We start from the raw sequence: 23,710 nt of genomic DNA, 5'->3' as shown, positions 1-23,710 counted from the left end.
ATCAACAAAAATGCGACCAGATTAAAACTCTTTCTGGTCGCCTTGAGAATACCGACGTTTAAGAGAAAACCGCAGCGGCAACAGCCAAAGCAACAAACAGCAATGCGGTCACTTTTCGGATCAAGCCAAGGGGCATCTTATCGGCGGACAATTTGCCAATCAGCACAACCGGAACATTGGCAAGCAGCATACCAATCGTGGTACCTAGAATGACCCAAGTTAAGGCATCGGAGTACTGCGCCCCTAAGATAGAGGTAGCGATCTGCGTTTTATCGCCAATTTCCGCAATGAAAAAGGCAATAAAACTGGCAACAAAAGGACCGCGATTGGAGATCTCTTCATCGTCATCCAGTTTGTCTGGAATCAACACCCAAGCTGCCATGGCTAAAAAGCTAACAACGACCACCCACTTTAAGACTTCTGGAGAAAGGTAATCCGCCACTACAACCCCAAGCCATGCCGCTAACGCATGATTGGCAATAGTGGCAAAAAAGATCGCTGCAACAATGGGAATGGGTTTACGGTATCGACTGGCCAGTAGCAAGGATAGCAATTGGGTCTTATCGCCAATTTCTGCTAAGGCTACGGTAGTAATTGAAATAGCTAAAACGCTCACGACATGCTCATTGGGGCAGGGATTATAGTTTTTTAACCATAGACAAACCTCGCGCCCTACCCCGGTTCACGATGTTTATCTAAGGTCTTGCTAAGCTCATGTGCATGAGCCTCGAACGCCATGGTGATTTTGCACCAATTATGTTGACGGACGAACCTGATAAACGTGGTATCTATCAAGTAAGCTACTCCCCAAAGATGGCTGCATTTTAGTCATCTCATTGCAACATCTCAAGCAATAAACTGGTGAAAAACTCCCTTTTAGGAAAATTTGGACGAATAAGCCATTAAAAATCTACTAAAGGAGAATTTCGACTAGGAATTAATCAAGATTAGCGCTACTCCCATGCCAATTATCTGGGTATACTTGATTGTTATTTTTTGTCTATTTTAGACACAACTATTACTCAAAGAATCGCGCGAATTACTATGCAAAAATACGATATCAAAACCTTCCAGGGAATGATCCTCGCGCTGCAGGATTACTGGGCACAAAACGGTTGTACCATTGTTCAACCTCTAGATATGGAAGTAGGTGCTGGCACCTCTCACCCAATGACATGTCTACGTGCACTTGGCCCAGAGCCAATGTCGACAGCTTACGTTCAACCTTCACGTCGCCCGACCGATGGTCGCTACGGTGAAAACCCGAACCGTCTGCAGCACTATTATCAGTTCCAAGTAGCTCTAAAACCTTCTCCAGATAACATTCAGGAGTTGTACCTAGGCTCGCTTGAAGTTCTTGGTATCGACCCGCTAGTTCACGATATTCGTTTCGTAGAAGATAACTGGGAAAACCCAACGCTAGGCGCATGGGGTCTTGGTTGGGAAGTATGGCTAAACGGTATGGAAGTGACTCAGTTTACTTACTTCCAGCAAGTTGGTGGCCTTGAGTGTAAACCAGTTACTGGCGAGATCACTTACGGTATCGAACGTCTAGCTATGTACATCCAAGAAGTAGACTCAGTTTACGACCTAGTATGGAACGTAGCACCAGACGGTTCTAACGTAACTTACGGTGACATCTTCCACCAAAATGAAGTTGAGCAATCAACGTACAACTTTGAACACGCTGACGTTGATTTCCTATTCAGCTTCTTCGACCAGTGTGAAAAAGAATCAAAAGAACTATTAGAGCTAGAGAAGCCTCTACCTCTACCAGCTTACGAGCGCATCCTAAAAGCGGCACACGCTTTCAACTTGTTAGACGCACGTAAAGCTATCTCTGTTACAGAGCGCCAACGTTACATCCTTCGTATCCGCAACCTGACCAAATCAGTTGCTGAAGCATACTACGCATCACGTGAAGCGCTTGGCTTCCCAATGTGCAAGAAGGACGAGGAGAAGTAATCATGGCAAAAGAATTTCTAATTGAACTTGGTACTGAAGAGCTACCACCAACGCAGCTTCGCACTCTAGCGGAAGCGTTCGCAGCAAACTTCGAAGCTGAGCTAAAAGGCGCAGACCTAGCACATGAAGGTGTGAAATGGTACGCCGCTCCTCGTCGTCTAGCGCTTAAGGTTTCAGCTCTAGCTGAAGGCCAAGCAGACAAAGTGGTTGAGAAGCGTGGTCCTGCAGTTTCTGTCGCATTCGATGCTGACGGCAATGCAACTAAAGCGGCTCAAGGCTGGGCGCGTGGTAACGGTATCACTGTTGAACAAGCTGACCGTCTAGTGACAGACAAAGGCGAATGGCTACTGTTCAAACAAGAAGTGAAAGGCCAAGCTACGTCTGAAATCGTTGTTGAGCTGGCAGCAAAAGCATTAGGTAACCTACCTATCGCTAAGCCGATGCGTTGGGGTAACAAGACCACTCAGTTTATCCGCCCGGTTAAAACACTAACTATGCTAATGGGCTCTGACCTTATTGAAGGTGAGATCCTAGGCGTAGCATCAGACCGCACTATCCGTGGTCACCGTTTCATGGGTGAGCAAGAGTTCACTATCGAATCTGCAGAGCAATACCCAGCGATCCTAGAAGAGCGCGGTAAAGTAATGGCAGATTACGAAGCGCGTAAAGCGATCATCCTTGCTGATTCGCAAAAAGCAGCAGCAGCGGTTGGTGGTACAGCGGATCTAGAAGATGACCTAGTAGAAGAAGTAACGTCTCTGGTTGAGTGGCCAGTAGTCCTAACGGCGAAGTTTGAAGAAGAGTTCCTAAAAGTGCCTTCTGAAGCTTTGGTTTACACCATGAAGGGTGATCAGAAGTACTTCCCTGTTTACGATAACAACAAGAAGCTACTACCTAACTTCATCTTCGTTTCAAACATCGAATCAAAAGAGCCTCGCTACGTAATCGAAGGTAACGAGAAGGTTGTACGTCCACGTCTTGCGGATGCAGAATTCTTCTTCAACACTGACCGTAAGCGTCCTCTAATCGATCGTCTACCTGAGCTAGAGCAAGCTATCTTCCAGAAGCAGCTTGGTACTATCAAAGACAAGACTGACCGTATTACTGAACTAGCTGGCTACATCGCTGAGCAGATCGATGCTGACGTTGAAAAGTCGAAGCGTGCTGGTCTACTGGCGAAGTGTGACCTAATGACCTCTATGGTATTCGAGTTTACCGATACTCAAGGTGTCATGGGCATGCACTATGCGACTCACGATGGTGAAGACGAGCAAGTTGCACTAGCACTTTACGAGCAGTACATGCCTCGTTTCGCTGGTGATGACCTACCAAGCACAGGTATCTCATCTGCTGTAGCAATGGCAGACAAGCTAGATACTATCGTTGGTATTTTCGGTATTGGCCAAGCGCCTAAAGGCAGCGACCCATTCGCACTTCGTCGTGCATCACTAGGTGTACTACGTATCATCGTAGAAAACGGCTACAACCTAGACCTAACTGACCTAATCGCGAAATCTCAGTCTCTATTCGGCGACAAGCTGACTAACGCAAATGTTGCGGACGACGTTATCGAGTTTATGCTTGGTCGCTTCAATGCATGGTACAAAGACCAAGGCTTCAGCGTGGATATCATCCAAGCGGTACTGGCTAACCGTCCAACTAAACCTGCAGACTTCGACCAGCGTGTGAAAGCGGTATCTCACTTCCGTGAACTAGAAGCCGCTGAAGCACTAGCCGCTGCGAACAAGCGTGTAGGCAACATCCTTGCGAAGTTCGACGGTGAACTCGCTGCTGAGATCAACCTAGCTCTTCTACAAGAAGACGCAGAGAAAGCTCTAGCAGAAAGCGTTGAAGTAATGACAGAAGCGCTAGAGCCGGCATTCGCTACAGGTAACTACCAAGAAGCGCTAAGCAAGCTAGCGGGTCTACGCGAGCCTGTTGATGCCTTCTTCGATAACGTAATGGTAATGGCTGACGACGAAGCTCTGAAGAAGAACCGTCTAACACTACTGAACAACCTACGTAACCTGTTCCTACAGATTGCAGATATCTCTTTACTACAAAAGTAAGCCTTCGATTAAACCTCAGAAGACCTTACTTAAAGTAAGACCTTTAAAGCCCAACTCCACGGAGTTGGGCTTTATTTTTCCGCTTATTCTAGCCTGCCCCAATTTAGTGCTTTTCGTCTTATGACCATTAAGGTATGTTCAAGGATTACTCGATTGATCAGCCACGCACTGATCTCTGATAACAAAAAGCAATGACAATAATGAATTAGGTAAAATCTGCGATGCAATTCTCTCAATTTGGTGAAAAATTTAATCAGTACTCAGGTATCACACAATTAATGGATGATCTCAATGATGGTCTACGCACTCCAGGTGCCATCATGCTCGGAGGCGGTAACCCTGCCGCGATTCCAGCCATGCTCGATTACTTTCATCAAACCAGTGAAGAGATGCTCGCCAGTGGTGAACTCGTGGCCGCCATGGCGAACTACGATGGTCCCCAGGGCAAAGATGCCTTTGTTAAAGCACTCGCTCAATTACTCAAAGATACCTATGGTTGGAACATCAGCGAGAAGAACATTAGCCTGACCAATGGCAGTCAAAGTGGCTTCTTCTACTTATTCAACTTACTGGCAGGCAAGCAACCTGACGGTTCGCATAAAAAGATTCTTCTGCCGCTTGCCCCTGAATACATCGGCTATGGCGACGCTGGCATTGATGAAGATATCTTCGTCTCTTACCACCCAGAAATTGAGCTACTTGATAACGGCTTGTTTAAATACCACGTTGATTTTGAACAGCTTAAAGTCGATGACTCAGTTGCCGCAATTTGTGCCTCTCGCCCAACCAACCCGACAGGTAATGTACTCACTGATGAAGAAATCCATAAATTGGATAAGCTAGCACGTGAAAACAACATTCCACTGATCATCGATAACGCCTACGGTTTACCGTTCCCAAATATTATTTTTGAAGACGTTGAACCCTTCTGGAATGAGAACACCATCCTGTGTATGAGCCTGTCCAAACTCGGTCTACCAGGTGTTCGCTGCGGGATTGTGATTGCGAGTGAAGAGATAACCCAAGCGATGACCAACATGAATGGCATCATCAGCCTAGCTCCAGGCAGCTTAGGCCCTGCGATGGCCAATCGTATGATCGAAAAAGGCGATCTGCTTGAGCTGAGTTCCAATGTGATTAAGCCGTTTTACCAACAAAAGTCTCAACGTGCGGTTCAATTGCTGCAAGAAGCCATTACCGATAAGCGCTTTCGTATCCATAAACCTGAAGGCGCCATCTTCCTATGGCTATGGTTTGATGAGCTGCCTATCACCACAATGGAGCTCTACAAACGCCTTAAATCCCTTGGTGTATTGATTGTCCCAGGTGAGTACTTCTTTATCGGTCAAGAAGATGACTGGGAGCATGCGCATCAGTGCTTGCGCATGAACTATGTTCAGGATGACGAGATGATGCAGAAAGGCATCAAGATTATCGCTGAAGAGGTCGAAAAGGCGTACCAACAAGGATAATACCTAGCCAGCGACCTGAATAATGAATGCTTGCCAAGTCGCTTACGCAAGATACAAAAAAGAGCACCTAGATGGTGCTCTTTCACTCGTTACTCGCAATTATTTGCTTTCAATAAGCTTGCTGCCGTTAATCGCAATTTTACGTGGCTGCATCGCTTCTGGGATTTCGCGTTCTAGGTCAATATGCAGTAGACCATTTTCCATAGTTGCCCCCACGACTTTCACGTAGTCTGCCAGCTGGAATTTTCGCTCAAAATCGCGCTCTGCAATACCTTGATAAACGTATTGTTTCTCTTCTTCTGCTTTACGCTCACCTTTAACAATTAGCATGTTCTCTTTCTGAGTCAGATCTAACTGCTCTTCTGCAAAACCCGCCACGGCCATGGTAATACGGTAGTGGTTTTCGTCTTGCTGCTCGATGTTGTATGGAGGGTAACCGCCAGAAGAGTTCTTTGATGTATTCGCTTCCATCATATTCAAAAGACGATCGAAGCCAATTGCGTTGCGGTAAAGTGGAGTGAAATCTACAGTTCTCATAATGCTATCCTCATAATAAGCAATAGTCTTAGCCGTGAGTTTGCTCAGATCGATGCTCTGTTCGATCCTTGCCAGCTAAGGGATTTATCTTCTACTCCTCGGGCTCAATCAGCACTGGGACGTAGTAATAAATCAGTTCAATTGTGTGCCTCTAAAGTCATCCTCTCTTGAGCGATACCTTATCAGCGAGTCCAGAGGCCTGTTTCTTCTCTCTTGAGCAAGACAGCTTTCCTCTTCACCAATAGATATGTGGATACCACAAATCAGTTTCAAGGGATCGGATTAAAAAATTTTCTATACGCTTCTAGATATCCCCAACTAGGTCGTTCCTCTCTCTTGAGGATAACGCTCCAGCCAATTGAAAAATAATGAAAACATCGGAAATAAAAAAGACCACCATTTCTGGCAGTCCTTTAAAAATTTAGTTTTTTGAGACGAAGCTATTTGGCTTTAGTTCAAGGAAGAGGCGCGGAGCATACGAAGGTATGTGAGCACCTCTGACACAGAAATTAAGCTAAAGAGCGAAGTATCAAAGATACTAAACGTCCAGGTTAGCTACTTTCAATGCATTCTCTTCGATGAAGTTACGACGCGGCTCAACTTGGTCACCCATTAGTGTCGTGAACAACTGGTCAGCACCAACTGCATCTTCGATCGTTACTTGCATCATACGGCGCGTTTCTGGGTCCATTGTGGTTTCCCAAAGCTGATCTGGGTTCATCTCACCTAGACCTTTGTAGCGCTGTAGACTTAGACCGCGACGCGACTCTTTGATTAGCCACTCTAGTGCATCAACAAAGCTTGCAACAGGCTGAGTACGCTCACCACGTTTAATGTATGCGCCCTCTTCGATCAGGCCATCTAGTGCTTCCGATAGGCTTGCTAGCTTGCCGTACTCTTTCGAATTAACTAGGTCAATGCTTAGTACATGCTCATGCGTCACGCCGTGAGTGCGTACCACAATCTTAGGTAGGCTTAGACCTAGCTCTGCGTGCTGCTCAACTTCTGCGTTGTATTGGCTTGCGCCCACTTCTTTCGCGTTTAGCTGCTCGACAAGTTGCTTAGTCCAAGCTTCTACTGCCGCGGCGTCATGACACTGTTCAGCAGTTAAACGCGGCGTGTAGATGAACTCATGAACGAGCGCGCGTGGGTAACGACGGCTCATGCGATCCACCAGCTTGATGCCAGCGTTGTATTGCTGAACCAGTTTCTCTAGTGCTTCACCCGCCAGTGCTGGTGCTTCTGCGTTTACGTGCAGAGATGCGTTATCAAGCGCCAATGCCACTTGGTATTGGTTCATCGCATCTTCATCTTTAATGTACTGCTCTTGCTTACCTTTCTTCACTTTGTAAAGCGGTGGCTGAGCAATGTACACGTAGCCACGCTCGATAAGCTCTGGCATTTGACGGTAGAAGAAGGTCAATAGTAGCGTACGGATGTGCGAACCATCGACGTCAGCATCGGTCATGATGATGATGTTGTGGTAACGCAGTTTGTCTGGGTTGTACTCGTCACGACCGATACCACAGCCTAGTGCAGTAATCAGCGTTGCGACTTCTTGAGAAGAAAGCATCTTGTCGAAACGCGCTTTCTCTACGTTAAGGATTTTACCTTTCAGAGGAAGAATCGCTTGGTTCTTACGGTTACGGCCTTGTTTTGCGGAGCCGCCTGCCGAGTCACCCTCCACTATGTACAGTTCAGAGAGCGCTGGATCTTTTTCCTGACAGTCCGCCAATTTGCCTGGTAGACCGGCTAAGTCTAGTGCGCCTTTCCGACGAGTCATCTCACGTGCTTTACGCGCTGCATCACGAGCACGTGCCGCATCAATGATCTTGGTACAAACGATTTTTGCTTCTGTTGGATGCTCCACAAGGAATTCTGACAGTTTCTCGCCCATTGCAGACTCAACCGCAGATTTCACTTCAGAAGAAACCAGCTTGTCTTTGGTTTGGCTTGAGAATTTTGGATCTGGCACTTTCACCGAGATAACCGCCGTTAGACCTTCACGCGCATCATCACCAGAAGTCGCGGTTTTCGCTTTCTTCGAGAAGCCTTCTTTGTCCATGAACGAGTTCAAGGTACGCGTTAGCGCAGCACGGAAACCCGCAAGGTGGGTACCACCATCACGCTGAGGAATGTTGTTGGTGAAACAGAAGATGTTCTCTTGGTAACCGTCATTCCACTGCATCGCCACTTCAACTGCGATACCATCTTCACGCTCTGCGTTGAAGTGGAAGACTTTCTCGATAATTGGAGTCTTGTTGGTGTTCAAGTGATCAACAAAGGCTTGAATACCACCTTCGTACATGAAGTGATCTTGTTTGTCTTCTTCACGCTCGTCACGTAGCTTGATCGATACGCCAGAGTTTAGAAAAGATAGCTCACGCAGACGTTTTGCGAGAATATCGTAATGGAACTCAGTGTTAGAGAAAGTCTCTTCACTCGGCCAGAAACGGATTTCTGTACCCGTTTTATCTGTCTCACCAATCACAGCCAGTGGTGCTTGAGGCTCACCATGATGATAAGTTTGAGTGTGAATTTGCCCACCGCGATGGATTGTCAGCGTTACTTGCTTAGACAGTGCGTTTACTACCGAAACACCAACACCGTGCAGACCACCCGATACCTTGTATGAGTTGTCGTCAAACTTACCACCCGCGTGAAGTACCGTCATGATAACTTCCGCCGCTGAGACTTTTTCTTCTGGGTGCATCTCGGTAGGGATACCACGACCATCGTCGCGTACCGATACCGAGTTATCTTCATGAATTGTAACCACGATGTCCTGACAGTGACCCGCTAACGCTTCATCAATTGAGTTATCCACCACCTCAAAAACCATGTGGTGCAGACCGGTACCATCATCCGTGTCGCCGATGTACATACCAGGACGCTTACGTACCGCGTCCAGACCTTTTAGTACTTTAATACTCGATGAATCGTAATTTTCAGACATGAGTTATCTTCCACTATATATTTTGCTCTATTGTGCCATGTTCCACATGGAACATCTTACCATTTTCATCTGCCATATCGGCAATCTGGCTTTGCGTAATAGAGCTTACAAAAACTTGTGCCCCCGTCTCTTTTAAGCAGTCCGCAAGACGCTCCCGACGTTGGCTATCTAATTCCGATGCAAAGTCATCTATAAGGTAAACACACTGTTTGCCTGTCATTTCAGTCAAGTGTTGGCCTTGCGCCACTCGTAAGGCACATACCATCAACTTCAGTTGGCCACGAGATAACACATCCTCAACAGGCGTGCCATTTACCTTAATTTTTAAATCTGCCTTATTTGGGCCACTAAAGGTGTAACCTAGGGCCTGATCCCGTTCAAAATTCTTCTCCAGAATTTGCTGATATGGGGTCTCTTTGTCCCAGCCTCGGTAATACTTCAACTGGATATCAAACTCCGGCAGGAAAGTTTGACAGATTTCTTCAGCCTTTGACTTCATTTGCTCAACATACACTGAGCGCCACTGACTGATATTTTCAGCCAACCGAGCCATCTCTTGATCCCAATAACTGAGCTCTCGATAACTGGTTGCTGTTTTCAATAAGGCATTGCGCTGCTTGTTCAAGCGCTTAAATCGCCCCCACGCATCATAGAATGCCGACTCGGTATGAAATACCCCCCAATCGATAAATGCGCGGCGATGTTTCGGCCCATCCGTCAGCAAATCGAACCCTTCAGGGTGTATTAATTGCAGGGGTAAAACCTGCGCCAACTGAGCGAGCTTTTGCCCAGATTGACCGCCTATTTTAACCTCTGTTGAGCCATCACGCTGCTTATTAATGCCAATTGGTAGCTCAAATTGATCCGAGTTCAAAAAACGCCCATGAACAAACAGTTCATTACAGTCATTTTGAATAATTCTGCCGGTCAAAGAGCTCTTGAAAGAACGGCCGTGACCCAACAAATAGATCGCCTCTAAGACGCTGGTTTTGCCACTGCCATTCGGGCCAATAAGAAAGTTAAAGCCTGCTGACAGGTTAATGTCACAGGCTTCAATGTTTCTAAACTGCTTAATGATGAGACGTGTAAGCGGCATGCTAGAGTCGAATTGGCATCACCACGTACATGGCACTGTCGTCTTCTGCGTTTTCAATCAGAGCACTGGCATTCGCATCCGACATCGAGACCCGTACTTTTTCGCAGCGTAACGTGTTGAGCACATCCAATACGTAGCTAACGTTGAAGCCAATTTCGATCGGCTCACCATCAAAGCTCACATCCAACATCTCTTCCGCTTCTTCCTGCTCTGGGTTGTTGGCGGTAATGCGCATTTCAGTATCGGCTAGATTAACGCGAACCCCACGGAATTTTTCGTTGGAAAGAATCGCAGCTCGAGAAAATGCGGAACGCAATTCGTCGCAACCCGCTTCCAACGTCTTGGTTGTATTTTGCGGCATTACGCGGCGATAATCTGGGAAACGGCCATCAACAAGCTTGGATGTGAAGACAAAGTTATTCACTTCAGCGCGCACATTGGAGCTGCCAATTTGCAACGTGACGGGTTGCTCTGGCGCATCCATCAACTTGACCAGCTCAAGGACCCCTTTACGCGGCACAATGATCTGTTGCTGAGCAAAATCAGCGCCCAGTGCCGTTTGCGAAACGGCCATTCGGTGACCATCAGTCGCCACACTGCGTAATGTTGAACCTTCAATTTCAAACAACATACCATTGAGGTAGTAGCGCACATCTTGGTTGGCCATTGAGAACTGAGTTTTCTCAATCAGACCGCGCAGCTCTGCTTGGGTCAATGAGATTTCAACTTCGCTTTGCCAATCTTCGATATTCGGAAAGTCATTAGCTGGTAGCGTCGCTAGAGAGAAGCGGCTACGACCAGAGCGAACTTGAACGCGATCACCTTCTAAGACAAAGGTAATCACCGAGTCATCGGGTAAACCACGACAAATATCAAGGAACTTACGCGACGGGACAGTAATGCTCCCCGCCTCAAAATCGCCTTCTAACGTCACTCGGCTGATCAATTCCACTTCTAAGTCGGTTGCTGTCATTGACAGTACATTGTCTTCGACTTTGAGTAGCAGGTTACCAAGAATAGGCAGAGTTGGACGACCACCTAAAGCCCCTGAGACTTGCTGGAGAGGCTTCAGTAAATGGCTACGCTCAATGGAAAATTTCATAGGACGCTCTTATCAGAATTCTTCTAGCTTTATAAAAGAGATTAGTTCAGGTGCAATGGCCTCGAACATTCAAGGCCATAGAATACTTCGAATTACGAAGAAAGGGTACGAATCAAATTCGAGTAGTCTTCTTTGATGTCATGGCTCTCTTCGCGAAGCTGCTCAATCTTACGACAAGCATGTAAAACTGTCGTGTGGTCACGACCACCAAACGCATCACCGATTTCAGGCAAGCTGTGGTTGGTGAGCTCTTTGGCCAATGCCATCGCAAGCTGACGCGGACGAGCCACCGAACGTGAACGGCGTTTGGACAGGAGATCCGCCACTTTAATCTTGTAGTATTCCGCGACCGTCTTTTGAATGTTATCAATGGTCACTAGCTTCTCTTGCAGAGCAAGCAAGTCGCGCAGTGCTTCACGAACAAAGTCGATGGTAATAGGACGACCAGTAAAGTTAGCGTTGGCGATAACACGGTTCAATGCCCCTTCCAACTCACGAACATTAGAGCGCAGGCGCTTAGCAATGAAGAATGCCACTTCATCTGCAAGGTGGATTTGGTGGTCTTCCGCTTTTTTCATCAAGATCGCAACGCGCGTTTCAAGCTCAGGTGGCTCGATCGCAACCGTCAGACCCCAACCAAAACGGGATTTTAAACGATCTTCTACACCGTTGATCTCTTTCGGGTAACGGTCAGATGTGAGGATGATCTGTTGATTGCCTTCCAATAACGCATTGAAGGTATGGAAAAACTCTTCTTGCGAACGCTCTTTGTTGGCGAAAAATTGAATATCATCGATAAGTAGAGCGTCAACACTGCGATAGTAACGTTTGAACTCTTCGATCGCGTTATTCTGTAGCGCTTTTACCATATCTTGCACGAAACGCTCAGAATGCATGTAAACCACTTTAGCATTCGGTTTGTTGTCCACAATCGCGTTACCGACCGCGTGCAACAAGTGTGTTTTACCTAGGCCAGTACCACCGTATAAGAACAGCGGGTTGTATGCTGAACCAGGGTTATCCGACACCTGACGCGCTGCCGCTAAACCGAGCTGGTTCGATTTACCTTCAACGAAGTTAGTAAACTTGTGTTTTGGGTTGACGTTAGAGCGGTGATTAATGTCTGCAATGGCTTGTGCGTCGTCATCCCAGGTTTTATGAACCGGTTTACGAGCTTGCAATTGTGCCGGTGCCGACGACTCTGCAGCAACATCGGCTGGCGTGCGTTTCGGTGTCGGCTTAGGTGCAGAAACAGGTCTGCTACCCACTTCAAAGCGTAGGCTCGGAATGTCATTACCACAATACTCTTGCAGCAGTCGATTAATGCTGTTGAGGTACTTATCGCGAACCCAATCGAGGACAAAGCGGTTTGGGGCAAACAAGGTGAGCGTATTGTCATTAAGCTCCGCTTGTAGCGGACGAACCCACATGCTGAATTCAGTTGCTGGTAGCTCTTCTTGAAGCTGTTGCAGACATTGCAACCAAAGCGAAGATGACACGGTGCCCCCACTCGAAGTAATTGATTGGAAAAGATTGGCAATTTTACCTGTTGATAACCAAGATCGCTAGCAATAGATCGACGATCCAGTGAATAAGATCCAAGTTATTCACAATATTTTCGACATTATTCGGCGGATCCCCACACACTGCCCCATTTTTACTCACACATTGATCCACATAAGGGCAATTTCCGCCCGATCCTGACTCTGGTGATAACTCTGTGCATGAAATATCGATCGCCACCGTCACAGGATCGAAAAATAATCCTCTGAGCCGTAAGATTTAGACCAAAATATCAACCTTATTACTCTACTATCTAGGATATTTCTCTTAGTTATTTATCTAATTAACTAAAGTAACAGTAATATTTATCCCCATAATTATATGGAGTTGTACTATGAAAATCTGGTTTAAGGCTGCAGTTGCAGCAATCGCTCTGTCTGCTGCGACTGTGCAGGCTGCTACGGAAGTCAAAGTCGGCATGTCTGGCCGTTACTTCCCATTCACTTTCGTTAAGCAAGATCAGCTACAAGGCTTCGAAGTGGACCTATGGGACGAGATTGGTAAACGTAATGATTACAAAGTGGAATACGTAACCGCAAACTTCTCTGGTTTGTTCGGTCTACTCGAAACAGGCCGCATCGATACAATTTCTAACCAAATTACAATGACAGACGCTCGTAAAGCAAAATACCTATTTGCTGACCCATACGTGGTGGATGGTGCACAAATTACGGTTCGTAAAGGCAACGACGAGATCAAAGGTGTTCAAGATCTTGCGGGCAAGACGGTAGCTGTAAACCTAGGTTCAAACTTTGAACAGCTACTGCGTGATTACGACAAAGATGGCAAGATCAATATCAAAACTTACGACACAGGTATCGAGCACGATGTTGCACTAGGCCGCGCTGATGCATTCGTGATGGATCGCCTTTCAGCACTAGAGCTAATTAAAAAGACAGGTCTTCCTCTTCAACTTGCAGGCGAACCGTTTGAAACGATTCAAAACGCTTGGCCATTTGTAAACAATGAAAATGGTAAGAAACTGCAAGCAGAAGTTAACCAAGCGCTTGCAGCAATGCGCGCAGACGGTACTCTAGCGCAAATTTCTGAAAAGTGGTTTGGTGCAGACATCACTAAATAATGTGACCACTCCGCTACTTTTGTTGAAGTAGGCTTTTCTAACCCACTGCTTTCCTTCCTTTGCAGTGGGTTTTGCTTTTCTATGTCGTTATACACTGGGACACGTTATGGGATTCGATTTTAACTACATGCTGGAGTTGATGCCGATACTGCTTAAGTATCTGGGAACAACTATGGAGATGGCCGTTTGGGGTCTGATCTTCTCTTTAATACTGTCAGTGATTCTCGCCAATATCCGCGTATTCAAGGTTCCAGTGCTCGATCAACTGAGCCAGCTGTATATCAGCTTCTTCCGTGGCACGCCTCTGTTAGTACAGCTATTTTTGCTTTACTACGGCTTACCACAGATTTTCCCATGGATGGTCGGGCTAGATGCTTTCAGTGCCGCTGTCATCGGTTTGACCTTGCACTTCGCCGCCTACATGGCAGAAAGTATTCGCGCTGCCATTATTGGTATTGATCGTAGCCAGATGGAAGCGAGCCTCTCAGTTGGCATGACGACGACACAAGCGATGCGTCGCGTCATTTTGCCGCAAGCGACTCGTGTGGCCTTGCCTTCACTGATGAACTACTTCATCGATATGATCAAATCAACGTCACTGGCCTTTACGCTAGGCGTTGCAGAGATTATGGCCAAAGCACAAATGGAGGCATCATCAAGCTTCCGTTTCTTTGAAGCGTTTCTTGCGGTTGCACTTATTTACTGGGGTGTGGTGGTTATCCTTACTCGTGTTCAAATCTGGGCAGAAGCTAAACTCAATAAGGCGTACGTACGATGATCAAACTGAGCAATATTCGAAAACGCTTCGGGGATACTGAAGTGCTAAAAGGGATTGACCTTGAGATAAAACAAGGTGAGATCATCGTCATTATTGGCTCTAGCGGAACAGGCAAGTCGACATTACTTCGCACAGTAAATTTCTTAGAGAATGCCGACAAAGGGGTCATCACGATTGATGATGTCAGCGTCGATAGTGAAAATCACACCAAAGCCGAAGTTCTCGCTTTGCGTCGTAAGACAGGCTTTGTGTTCCAAAACTATGCGCTTTTCGCCCACATGACCGCGAGACAAAACATCGCTGAAGGGCTGATGACTGTGCGTGGTTGGAAAAAAACAGACGCACTTCAACGCGCGCAAGAGATTCTTGATGATATTGGCTTAGGCGATAAGGGTGACAGTTATCCAGCAGCGCTGTCTGGTGGTCAACAGCAGCGTGTGGGTATCGGACGCGCTATGGCGCTGCAACCAGAACTGCTGCTTTTCGATGAGCCAACATCGGCACTTGATCCTGAATGGGTGGGTGAAGTTCTTAATTTAATGAAGGACTTAGCTACAAAACATCAGACCATGCTGGTGGTCACTCATGAGATGCAATTTGCTAGAGAGGTCGCCGATCGGGTGATCTTTATGGCAGAAGGGCACATTGTTGAGCAAGGTTCTCCACAGGATATCTTTGGAAATCCACAAGATCCTCGCTTACAAAAATTCCTTCGACAAGTTGGTGCAGAGTAAAGATCACAAAAGAGGATCGTTTGATCCTTGAGATTTTGCTCACACTACGTATAATCGCTCGGCCGGAATTTAGCGCTTGCACAAAGATTGACACTTTGTGTGACTGTGATTACAATTCCGCCTCTTTGTTGAGAGGCGTCGGTTTGTCCTCTTTATATATAGAGAAGACCTCGTATACCCACGCCGGGTTAACATTGACCTAAAACTACTGATCAGTAAAGGTAATAACCATGTCTAAACGCACTTTTCAACCTTCAGTTCTAAAGCGCAAGCGTACTCACGGTTTCCGTGCACGTATGGCTACTAAGAACGGTCGTGCAACAATCAACGCACGTCGTGCTAAAGGCCGTAAGCGTCTTTCTAAGTAATCTTCGATTATTTTGAATACGTACGCGTTCAATCGGGAGTTACGCTTGTTAACTCCCGAGCATTATCAAAATGTCTTTCAGCAAGCTCATCGAGCTGGCTCTCCTCATTTCACTATCATTGCTCGCAAAAATTCCTTATCTCACCCAAGACTAGGTTTAGCCGTTCCGAAGAAACAGATTAAAACTGCTGTTGGTCGTAATCGCTTCAAGCGTCTCGCTCGCGAAAGCTTTCGTAACAAACAACATCAGCTTCCTAACAAAGATTTTGTTGTTATTGCCAAGAAAAGCGCGCAAGATTTAAGCAACGATGAAATGTTTAAACTGTTTGATAAATTATGGCAGCGTCTGTCTCGCCCCTCTCGCGGTTAGCGATCGGCCTCGTCCGACTCTATCAAGGCTTTATTAGTCCACTTCTTGGACCGCGTTGTCGTTTTACTCCAACCTGCTCTACTTATGCCATTGAAGCGTTGAAAGCTCACGGTTTTGTAAAAGGGTGTTGGTTATCAAGCAAACGTCTATTAAAATGCAACCCTTTAAATAAAAAGGGTTGGACATACGACCCCGTTCCACCAGTCCAAAAACAAGACAGAGACAATTAACGATGGATTCTCAACGTAATATCCTGTTAATCGCGCTAGCACTGGTTTCTTTCCTATTGTTCCAACAATGGCAAGTTGCAAAGAACCCAACGCCTCAGCCGGTTGAGCAGGCTCAATCAAGCAGTACTCTACCTGCCCCATCTTTTGCTGACGAGCTAGATCCAGCTCCTGGTCAGCAAGCTTCTGCTAAAACGATTACCGTGACCACTGATGCATTGACTCTGTCGATTGATACAGTTGGTGGTGATGTCATTCACGCAGATCTAAACCAATACTCGGCTGAGATGGATTCTGCTGATGCATTCGTTTTACTTAAAAACGAGCCTGGTCACCAGTTCATCGCTCAAAGTGGCCTTGTTGGCCCTCAAGGTATCGACCTAAGCAGTACTAACCGTCCTGCATACGCAGTCAGCACGGATAGCTTCACTCTAGCAGATGGCCAAGATGAACTTCGCGTTCCAATGACATACGCAGCAAACGGCTTAGAGTACACTAAGACATTCATCCTTAAGCGTGGCAGCTACGCGATCGACGTTGAATACAACGTTGTGAACAACTCTGGCAACAACGCGACATTCGGTATGTACGCTCACCTACGTCAAAACCTTCTTGACGCTGGTGGCAGCATCACAATGCCAACTTACCGTGGTGGCGCATACTCAACAGAAGATACGCGCTACAAGAAATACAGCTTCGAAGATATGCAAGATCGTAACTTGTCTCTAAACCTGCCAGATGGTCAAGGTTGGGCGGCAATGATCCAGCACTACTTCGCATCAGCATGGATTCCACGCAACGAGCCAGGCACCAACCTATACACTCGCGTTATTGGCAATCTTGGCGATATCGGCGTTCGTATGCCGAACAAAACCATCGCAACCGGTGACAGCGCTCAAATGACGGCAACGCTTTGGGTCGGTCCAAAACTTCAAGACCAGATGGCTGAAGTTGCACCAAACCTAGACCTGGTTGTCGATTACGGCTGGCTATGGTTCATTGCGAAACCTCTGCACTCACTGCTTTCGTTTATTCAAAGCTTTGTTGGCAACTGGGGTGTGGCAATCATCTGTTTAACGTTCATCGTACGTGGTGCCATGTACCCACTAACGAAAGCGCAATACACATCTATGGCGAAAATGCGCATGCTGCAACCTAAACTGCAAGCAATGCGTGAGCGTATTGGCGATGACCGTCAGCGCATGAGTCAAGAAATGATGGAACTGTACAAGAAAGAGAAAGTGAACCCACTAGGTGGCTGTCTTCCTCTTATCCTACAGATGCCTATCTTCATCGCACTATACTGGGCACTGATGGAATCGGTTGAGCTACGTCACTCGCCATTCTTCGGTTGGATTCATGACCTTTCAGCGCAAGACCCGTACTACATCTTGCCACTACTGATGGGTGCATCCATGTTCCTAATCCAGAAGATGAGCCCGACGACCGTGACGGATCCAATGCAGCAGAAGATCATGACCTTTATGCCGGTTATGTTTACTTTCTTCTTCCTGTTCTTCCCATCAGGTCTGGTTCTATACTGGCTAGTATCGAACATCGTAACGCTTATCCAACAAACGCTTATTTACAAAGCATTGGAGAAAAAAGGCTTACACTCTAAGTAACCTTTAATGCGAAATTATTATCAAAGGCGGCCAAAAGGTCGCCTTTTTTATTTGAGCTGATTACAATTCATCACATTACTTATTTGCCATGCAATGGCACCGAGATTCTACAGGCACAACTATGACTACAGATACCATTGTCGCCCAAGCAACCGCCCCTGGTCGTGGCGGCGTCGGCATTATTCGAGTATCCGGCCCACTGGCAGAGAAAGTCGCTCAAGAAGTAACAGGGAAAACACTGCGTCCACGCTATGCAGAATACTTACCCTTTACCTCGCAAGATGGCTCCCAACTTGACCAAGGTATCGCATTGTACTTCCCGAACCCGCATTCATTCACTGGTGAAGATGTCCTTGAACTGCAAGGTCATGGCGGCCCTGTCGTGATGGACATGCTAATAAAACGCATCCTACAAATACCGGGGATTCGTACCGCAAGACCGGGGGAATTTTCAGAGCGCGCATTTTTAAATGACAAACTCGATCTCGCTCAAGCAGAAGCCATTGCTGACTTAATCGATGCGAGTTCGGAAGAAGCGGCTAAATCCGCCCTACAATCACTGCAAGGTGCGTTCTCGCAACGTATTCACACTCTGGTCGAATCCCTGATCCACCTTCGCATCTATGTTGAAGCGGCAATTGACTTCCCAGAAGAAGAGATCGACTTTCTGGCTGATGGAAAAGTAGCAGGCGATCTGCAAGCCATCATTGATAACCTGAGTGCGGTACGCCAAGAGGCGAACCAAGGCGCGATTATGCGTGAAGGCATGAAGGTGGTTATCGCTGGTCGTCCGAATGCGGGTAAATCAAGCCTGCTCAATGCACTATCAGGCAAAGAGTCGGCCATTGTGACCGACATCGCAGGAACTACACGTGACGTGCTGCGTGAACATATCCATATCGATGGCATGCCACTACATATCATTGATACTGCCGGTCTGCGTGACGCCTCTGATGAAGTCGAGAAAATCGGCATTGAACGCGCTTGGGACGAAATCGCTCAAGCGGACCGCGTACTCTTTATGGTTGATGGCACAACCACAGATGCCACCGATCCAAAAGAAATTTGGCCAGACTTCGTTGATCGCCTACCAGATAACATTGGTATGACAGTGATCCGCAATAAAGCTGATCAAACCGGTGAAGATCTTGGCATTTGTCATGTCAACGCTCCAACTCTTATCCGCTTATCAGCGAAGACGGGTGAAGGTGTCGAGTCACTACGCAGCCATTTAAAAGAGTGCATGGGCTTTGCTGGAGGTAATGAAGGCGGCTTTATGGCTCGTCGCAGACACCTAGAGGCACTGGAACGCGCAGCCGAACACCTAGACATTGGTCAACAGCAGCTTGAGGGCTATATGGCTGGGGAGATTTTGGCAGAAGAGCTGCGTATCGCTCAGCAACATTTGAGTGAAATCACTGGCGAGTTCAGCTCAGATGACCTACTGGGCCGCATCTTCTCTTCTTTCTGTATCGGTAAATAATCATCGACAGTGCGACCTCTAGGTCGCACTTCTTTTAGTAAAGGACGAACAATGATTCACATTATAACAGGCAGCACTTTAGGCGGAGCTGAATATGTGGGTGACCACCTAAGCGATCTTCTGATTGAGAAAGGGTTTGAAACCACAATCCACAACCAACCAGACATTAACGATATTGAAAACAAAGGGACATGGCTTGTTATCACATCAACGCATGGTGCGGGCGAATATCCAGATAACATTCAGCCCTTCATTAGCGCATTGCAAAACACACCACCTAAAATGAGTGAGGTTAAGTATGCCGTGATCGCGATTGGTGACTCGAGCTACGACACCTTCTGTGCCGCTGGAAAACATGCCCATGACCTTCTGGAAGATATTGGTGCAGCCCCCATTACTGACTGTTTAACCATCGATGTACTCAGCCACTCAGTACCCGAAGATGCAGCTGAAACTTGGTTACTAGAACATATTGAACGCTTCTAATCCCCAATTCAGAGTCGTTTTTCGGCTCTGATTTCCTCTCTGTGAATAACTTCTCCCACCACTTTTAAGTTTACTTGGTCAAAAAGCGACCATTCGGTCTGTGGATAAACTAGATCAAATCCAGTGACTTTCCTATAGTTATCCCAATAACAACTCGGATCCTTTTTTACCCCTGTGTATAACCATCAAATTTGATCTCAGGAAATCCTCGATCTGATCAAGGGCTGATCACAGATTACGATCCATAAAACATCCATGATCTTGTTGATCATTTTTGAGTTATCCACAGAGATCGTCGATCCTAATAATAGATCTAATAAAAGATCATATATATAGATCTTATATATATAAGTCTTTCAAGCCTTTAAATGAAAAGTCTCAAAAGCGTTTCCACACTCTGTGAAAGAAGGTAGAATAACGCTCTTTTATCTTTCTATAGCTTGATTGAATACCTGAGGTCAGTTCATGCTCTATCACGAAAACTTTGACGTCATTGTCGTTGGTGGCGGTCACGCAGGAACGGAAGCCGCATTAGCATCTGCACGGACAGGTCAAAAGACCCTTTTGCTTACTCACAATATCGATACTTTGGGCCAAATGTCATGTAACCCAGCAATCGGTGGTATTGGTAAAGGTCACCTAGTCAAAGAAGTCGATGCAATGGGTGGTTTAATGGCTCAGGCTATCGATCATGCGGGTATTCAATTTCGAACGCTCAATGCCTCTAAAGGCCCAGCTGTACGAGCGACTCGAGCGCAAGCAGACCGTGCTCTGTACAAAGCGTATGTTCGTGAAGCCCTTGAAAATGCTGACAACTTAACGCTTTTCCAACAGTCAGTGGATGACCTAATTGTGGAAAATGACACCGCTGTAGGTGTTGTAACCCAAATGGGGCTTAAGTTTCGAGCAAAAGCCGTGGTCCTTACCGTCGGCACCTTTTTAGGTGGCAAGATCCATATTGGTATGGAGAGCTCTTCAGGTGGTCGAGCTGGGGATCCACCTTCGATCGCGCTAGCTGATCGTCTCCGTGAGCTCCCATTCCGTGTTGATCGTCTTAAAACAGGGACACCTCCAAGGATCGATGCTCGAAGTGTCGATTTCTCAGAGTTGGAAGTACAACATGGTGATAATCCAACACCAGTATTTTCATTCATGGGACAACGCACTCAGCATCCTCGTCAAATCCCATGTTTCATCACGCATACTAACGAAAGTACGCATGAAGTGATCCGCAACAACCTTGATCGCAGTCCAATGTACGCTGGAGTGATTGAAGGGATTGGTCCTCGTTACTGTCCTTCGATCGAGGACAAAGTGATGCGTTTTGCTGACAAAAACAGCCACCAGATTTTTATTGAACCAGAAGGTTTGACGACTCACGAACTCTATCCAAATGGTATTTCCACCAGCTTACCATTTGATGTTCAGGTTCAGATCGTGCGTTCGATGAAAGGGTTTGAAAACGCGCATATTGTTCGTCCTGGTTATGCGATTGAATACGATTTCTTTGACCCACGTGATTTGAAACAGACTTACGAAACCAAGTTTATTAGCGGTCTGTTTTTTGCCGGCCAAATCAACGGCACAACGGGTTACGAAGAAGCAGCTGCACAGGGCTTGATGGCGGGCTTGAACGCAAGCTTGCACAGCCAAGGTAAAGAAGGCTGGAGCCCACGTCGCGATCAAGCTTACATGGGCGTGCTAATTGACGATTTGTCTACCATGGGTACCAAAGAACCGTACCGCATGTTCACCTCTCGTGCAGAATACCGCCTCTTGTTGCGTGAAGATAACGCAGACTTGCGTTTGACAGAAAAAGCTCGCGAGCTAGGTTTGATTGATGATGCGCGTTGGGCACGTTTCAACGAAAAAATCGACAACATGGAAAAAGAGCGTCAACGTCTGAAAGAAACGTGGATGAATCCTAAATCAGAAGGTATCGATGCCCTTAATGCGATTCTAAAATCGCCAATGTCTCGTGAAGCAAGTGGCGAAGATCTTCTGCGTCGTCCTGAGATGACCTATTCACAGCTCACGGCTCTGGATCGTTTTGCGCCTGCACTTGAGGATCAACAAGCCGCTGAGCAAGTTGAAATCCAAGTGAAATACGAAGGTTACATTCAGCGACAGCAAGATGAGATCGAAAAATCTCTGCGTCATGAGAACACGAAACTACCTGTCGATATGGATTACTCCAAAGTTAGTGGTCTCTCCAATGAAGTAGTCGCAAAACTGACGGAAGCGAAACCTGAAAGTATCGGTATTGCTTCTCGTATTTCTGGTATTACACCAGCTGCGATTTCCATTTTGCTGGTTCACTTGAAAAAGCAAGGCATTTTAAAAAAAGGTGAGGTCGCGTAATGAGCCAACTTCGTAATAAGCTTGATGAACTCATCGCGCAAACTGACTTAGAAGTGTCTGAACTGCAACGTAACCAACTGGTTGGTTACGTTGAAATGCTCAATAAGTGGAACAAAGCGTACAACTTGACTTCGGTTCGTGATCCCGAAGAAATGCTAGTGAAACATATTCTAGATAGCATTATCGTTAGCACTCACTTACAAGGTGAGCGCTTTATTGATGTAGGCACAGGTCCTGGACTTCCGGGAATTCCTCTGGCCATTATGTGCCCAGATAAGCACTTTCACTTACTCGACAGCCTTGGCAAGCGTATCCGTTTTATCAAGCAAGCACTCCATGAGCTGAAGATCGAAAATGTGATGCCGATTCAAAGTCGCGTCGAAGAGTTTCAACCACAAGAAAAATTTGATGCCGTACTGAGCCGAGCATTCGCATCTATGGTAGATATGGTAAGTTGGTGTCACCACCTTCCAAAAGCCGAAACAGGGCTATTTTTGGCACTGAAGGGGCAATTACCACAGGGTGAGATTGATGAACTTCCTGAGTGGTGTTGTGTGACCGACATCAAAGCTTTGAATGTTCCTCAATTGGAAGGTGAGCGTCATCTAGTAATCTTATCGCGCAAGGAATAATAGCGAGGTCCATTGTGGGTAAAATCGTAGCGATCGCCAACCAGAAAGGTGGAGTTGGTAAGACAACAACCTGTATCAACTTAGCGGCCTCTATGGCTGCGACTAAGCGTAAAGTCTTGGTGATTGATCTTGATCCACAAGGGAACGCAACCATGGCCAGTGGCGTTGACAAGTATCAAGTCGATGCGACTGCCTATGAACTTCTCGTCGAAGATGTGCCGTTTTCTGAAGTGGTCTGTACGAACACATCAGGAAACTATGATTTGATTGCCGCGAACGGAGATGTGACGGCGGCTGAAATCAAGCTAATGGAAGTCTTCGCTCGAGAAGTACGCCTAAAGCACGCTCTTGCGTCAGTTCGCGATAACTATGATTTCATCTTTATCGATTGTCCTCCCTCTCTAAACCTTCTTACAATCAATGCCATGGCCGCAGCGGATTCGGTCTTGGTTCCTATGCAGTGTGAGTACTTTGCATTAGAAGGTTTAACGGCGTTAATGGACACAATCAGTAAACTTGCGGCCGTGGTGAATGAGAACCTAAAGATTGAAGGGTTGCTGCGCACCATGTATGACCCTCGCAATCGGCTCTCGAATGAAGTGTCCGATCAACTGAAGAAGCACTTTGGCAACAAGGTGTACCGCACTGTTATTCCTCGTAATGTTCGTTTGGCTGAAGCGCCAAGCCATGGCAAACCAGCCATGTACTACGACAAATACTCTGCAGGCGCAAAAGCCTATCTCGCGCTTGCTGGCGAAATGCTTCGCCGTGAAGAAGTACCTGCATAAACCAACCAAAGGAACTCC

General features: G+C 46.6%; 21 protein-coding genes. 15 read left to right on the top strand and 6 right to left on the bottom strand.

From position 1 onward, the window contains the following. Positions 1-58: 58 nt before the first annotated feature. The gene (locus tag U9J37_RS11520; protein ID WP_005472519.1) at positions 59-616 is read right to left on the bottom strand and encodes a TMEM165/GDT1 family protein; all 558 of its coding nucleotides are present in this window, start codon (positions 614-616) and stop codon (positions 59-61) included. A gap of 428 nt (positions 617-1,044) precedes the next feature. On the opposite strand from U9J37_RS11520, the gene glyQ reads away from it, so the two are divergent. The 3 genes from glyQ (at position 1,045) to U9J37_RS11505 (ending at position 5,506) form a co-directional block, all read left to right on the top strand. Beyond that, positions 1,045-1,965, top strand: a complete 921-nt coding sequence (glyQ, locus tag U9J37_RS11515; protein WP_005472497.1) for a glycine--tRNA ligase subunit alpha — start codon at positions 1,045-1,047, stop codon at positions 1,963-1,965. A 2-nt stretch (positions 1,966-1,967) separates the two neighbouring features. After that, positions 1,968-4,034, top strand: a complete 2,067-nt coding sequence (gene glyS / locus U9J37_RS11510; RefSeq protein WP_322413816.1) for a glycine--tRNA ligase subunit beta — start codon at positions 1,968-1,970, stop codon at positions 4,032-4,034. Between the two features lie 221 nt (positions 4,035-4,255). After that, entirely contained in the window at positions 4,256-5,506 is a 1,251-nt protein-coding gene (locus tag U9J37_RS11505; protein ID WP_005472566.1) for a valine--pyruvate transaminase, read from the top strand. 99 nt (positions 5,507-5,605) lie between these two features. Here U9J37_RS11505 and U9J37_RS11500 read toward each other — a convergent pair whose 3' ends face one another. The 5 genes from U9J37_RS11500 to dnaA form a co-directional block, all read right to left on the bottom strand. Next, positions 5,606-6,043, bottom strand: a complete 438-nt coding sequence (locus tag U9J37_RS11500; RefSeq protein WP_005472612.1) for an Hsp20 family protein — start codon at positions 6,041-6,043, stop codon at positions 5,606-5,608. Positions 6,044-6,581: 538 nt separating this feature from the next. Further along, entirely contained in the window at positions 6,582-8,999 is a 2,418-nt protein-coding gene (gene gyrB, locus U9J37_RS11495; RefSeq protein WP_005472610.1) for a DNA topoisomerase (ATP-hydrolyzing) subunit B, read from the bottom strand. Positions 9,000-9,012: 13 nt separating this feature from the next. Then, positions 9,013-10,095, bottom strand: a complete 1,083-nt coding sequence (gene recF, locus U9J37_RS11490) for a DNA replication/repair protein RecF (RefSeq protein WP_005472484.1) — start codon at positions 10,093-10,095, stop codon at positions 9,013-9,015. A gap of 1 nt (position 10,096) precedes the next feature. Beyond that, on the bottom strand, positions 10,097-11,197 hold the full coding sequence (gene dnaN, locus U9J37_RS11485) for a DNA polymerase III subunit beta (protein ID WP_005472478.1): 1,101 nt from the start codon (positions 11,195-11,197) through the stop codon (positions 10,097-10,099). Between the two features lie 92 nt (positions 11,198-11,289). Further along, positions 11,290-12,696 carry a chromosomal replication initiator protein DnaA gene (gene dnaA, locus U9J37_RS11480; RefSeq protein ID WP_038215816.1) on the bottom strand — a complete coding sequence of 469 codons (1,407 nt, stop codon included), beginning with the start codon at positions 12,694-12,696 and terminating at the stop codon, positions 11,290-11,292. A gap of 398 nt (positions 12,697-13,094) precedes the next feature. Here dnaA and U9J37_RS11475 point away from each other — a divergent pair, with 398 nt between their 5' ends. The 12 genes from U9J37_RS11475 (at position 13,095) to U9J37_RS11420 (ending at position 23,692) form a co-directional block, all read left to right on the top strand. Then, the gene (locus U9J37_RS11475) at positions 13,095-13,841 is read left to right on the top strand and encodes an amino acid ABC transporter substrate-binding protein (protein WP_039478832.1); all 747 of its coding nucleotides are present in this window, start codon (positions 13,095-13,097) and stop codon (positions 13,839-13,841) included. A 106-nt stretch (positions 13,842-13,947) separates the two neighbouring features. After that, a complete protein-coding gene (locus tag U9J37_RS11470) occupies positions 13,948-14,619 on the top strand; it encodes an amino acid ABC transporter permease (RefSeq protein ID WP_005472539.1) in 672 nt (223 codons plus the stop codon). Continuing rightward, on the top strand, positions 14,616-15,353 hold the full coding sequence (locus U9J37_RS11465; protein WP_005472464.1) for an amino acid ABC transporter ATP-binding protein: 738 nt from the start codon (positions 14,616-14,618) through the stop codon (positions 15,351-15,353). The genes U9J37_RS11470 and U9J37_RS11465 overlap by 4 nt, the downstream gene beginning before the upstream one ends. A 230-nt stretch (positions 15,354-15,583) precedes the next feature. Then, positions 15,584-15,721 (top strand): 50S ribosomal protein L34, encoded by a 138-nt coding sequence (rpmH, locus tag U9J37_RS11460; protein WP_038141364.1) that lies wholly within the window; start codon positions 15,584-15,586, stop codon positions 15,719-15,721. Positions 15,722-15,766: 45 nt separating this feature from the next. After that, on the top strand, positions 15,767-16,090 hold the full coding sequence (gene rnpA, locus U9J37_RS11455; RefSeq protein WP_050796250.1) for a ribonuclease P protein component: 324 nt from the start codon (positions 15,767-15,769) through the stop codon (positions 16,088-16,090). Beyond that, a complete protein-coding gene (gene yidD, locus U9J37_RS11450; RefSeq protein WP_072016668.1) occupies positions 16,057-16,320 on the top strand; it encodes a membrane protein insertion efficiency factor YidD in 264 nt (87 codons plus the stop codon). Before rnpA ends, yidD begins: the two co-directional genes overlap by 34 nt. Before the next feature lie 2 nt (positions 16,321-16,322). Further along, positions 16,323-17,942: a membrane protein insertase YidC gene (gene yidC / locus U9J37_RS11445; protein WP_322413815.1), complete on the top strand. Its 1,620-nt coding sequence runs from the start codon at positions 16,323-16,325 to the stop codon at positions 17,940-17,942. Between the two features lie 121 nt (positions 17,943-18,063). Beyond that, a complete protein-coding gene (mnmE, locus tag U9J37_RS11440) occupies positions 18,064-19,425 on the top strand; it encodes a tRNA uridine-5-carboxymethylaminomethyl(34) synthesis GTPase MnmE (RefSeq protein WP_005476209.1) in 1,362 nt (453 codons plus the stop codon). A gap of 51 nt (positions 19,426-19,476) precedes the next feature. After that, positions 19,477-19,911: an FMN-binding protein MioC gene (gene mioC / locus U9J37_RS11435; RefSeq protein ID WP_038141374.1), complete on the top strand. Its 435-nt coding sequence runs from the start codon at positions 19,477-19,479 to the stop codon at positions 19,909-19,911. Between the two features lie 465 nt (positions 19,912-20,376). Then, on the top strand, positions 20,377-22,272 hold the full coding sequence (gene mnmG / locus U9J37_RS11430) for a tRNA uridine-5-carboxymethylaminomethyl(34) synthesis enzyme MnmG (protein WP_005476191.1): 1,896 nt from the start codon (positions 20,377-20,379) through the stop codon (positions 22,270-22,272). Then, positions 22,272-22,904, top strand: coding sequence for a 16S rRNA (guanine(527)-N(7))-methyltransferase RsmG (gene rsmG / locus U9J37_RS11425; RefSeq protein ID WP_005476187.1), 633 nt, complete (start codon positions 22,272-22,274; stop codon positions 22,902-22,904). Before mnmG ends, rsmG begins: the two co-directional genes overlap by 1 nt. A 14-nt stretch (positions 22,905-22,918) precedes the next feature. After that, positions 22,919-23,692 (top strand): ParA family protein, encoded by a 774-nt coding sequence (locus U9J37_RS11420; RefSeq protein ID WP_005476196.1) that lies wholly within the window; start codon positions 22,919-22,921, stop codon positions 23,690-23,692. The last annotated feature ends 18 nt before the right edge of the window (positions 23,693-23,710 follow it).

The sequence above is a fragment of the Vibrio sp. 16 genome, assembly GCF_963681195.1.
Taxonomy (GTDB): domain Bacteria; phylum Pseudomonadota; class Gammaproteobacteria; order Enterobacterales; family Vibrionaceae; genus Vibrio; species Vibrio sinaloensis_D.
This window is presented reverse-complemented; position numbering and strand designations above follow the sequence as displayed.

Bases quoted from the DNA above. Each gene is read 5' to 3' on its own strand.
- U9J37_RS11470 (WP_005472539.1), top strand. From the start codon at position 13,948: ATGGGATTCGATTTTAACTACATGCTGGAGTTGATGCCGATACTGCTT.
- yidD (WP_072016668.1), top strand. From the start codon at position 16,057: ATGGCAGCGTCTGTCTCGCCCCTCTCGCGGTTAGCGATCGGCCTCGTC.
- U9J37_RS11475 (WP_039478832.1), top strand. From the start codon at position 13,095: ATGAAAATCTGGTTTAAGGCTGCAGTTGCAGCAATCGCTCTGTCTGCT.
- gyrB (WP_005472610.1), bottom strand. From the start codon at position 8,999: ATGTCTGAAAATTACGATTCATCGAGTATTAAAGTACTAAAAGGTCTG.
- glyS (WP_322413816.1), top strand. From the start codon at position 1,968: ATGGCAAAAGAATTTCTAATTGAACTTGGTACTGAAGAGCTACCACCA.
- yidC (WP_322413815.1), top strand. From the start codon at position 16,323: ATGGATTCTCAACGTAATATCCTGTTAATCGCGCTAGCACTGGTTTCT.
- mioC (WP_038141374.1), top strand. From the start codon at position 19,477: ATGATTCACATTATAACAGGCAGCACTTTAGGCGGAGCTGAATATGTG.
- U9J37_RS11500 (WP_005472612.1), bottom strand. From the start codon at position 6,043: ATGAGAACTGTAGATTTCACTCCACTTTACCGCAACGCAATTGGCTTC.
- recF (WP_005472484.1), bottom strand. From the start codon at position 10,095: ATGCCGCTTACACGTCTCATCATTAAGCAGTTTAGAAACATTGAAGCC.
- mnmG (WP_005476191.1), top strand. From the start codon at position 20,377: ATGCTCTATCACGAAAACTTTGACGTCATTGTCGTTGGTGGCGGTCAC.
- mnmE (WP_005476209.1), top strand. From the start codon at position 18,064: ATGACTACAGATACCATTGTCGCCCAAGCAACCGCCCCTGGTCGTGGC.
- glyQ (WP_005472497.1), top strand. From the start codon at position 1,045: ATGCAAAAATACGATATCAAAACCTTCCAGGGAATGATCCTCGCGCTG.
- U9J37_RS11505 (WP_005472566.1), top strand. From the start codon at position 4,256: ATGCAATTCTCTCAATTTGGTGAAAAATTTAATCAGTACTCAGGTATC.
- rsmG (WP_005476187.1), top strand. From the start codon at position 22,272: ATGAGCCAACTTCGTAATAAGCTTGATGAACTCATCGCGCAAACTGAC.
- dnaN (WP_005472478.1), bottom strand. From the start codon at position 11,197: ATGAAATTTTCCATTGAGCGTAGCCATTTACTGAAGCCTCTCCAGCAA.
- U9J37_RS11465 (WP_005472464.1), top strand. From the start codon at position 14,616: ATGATCAAACTGAGCAATATTCGAAAACGCTTCGGGGATACTGAAGTG.
- rpmH (WP_038141364.1), top strand. From the start codon at position 15,584: ATGTCTAAACGCACTTTTCAACCTTCAGTTCTAAAGCGCAAGCGTACT.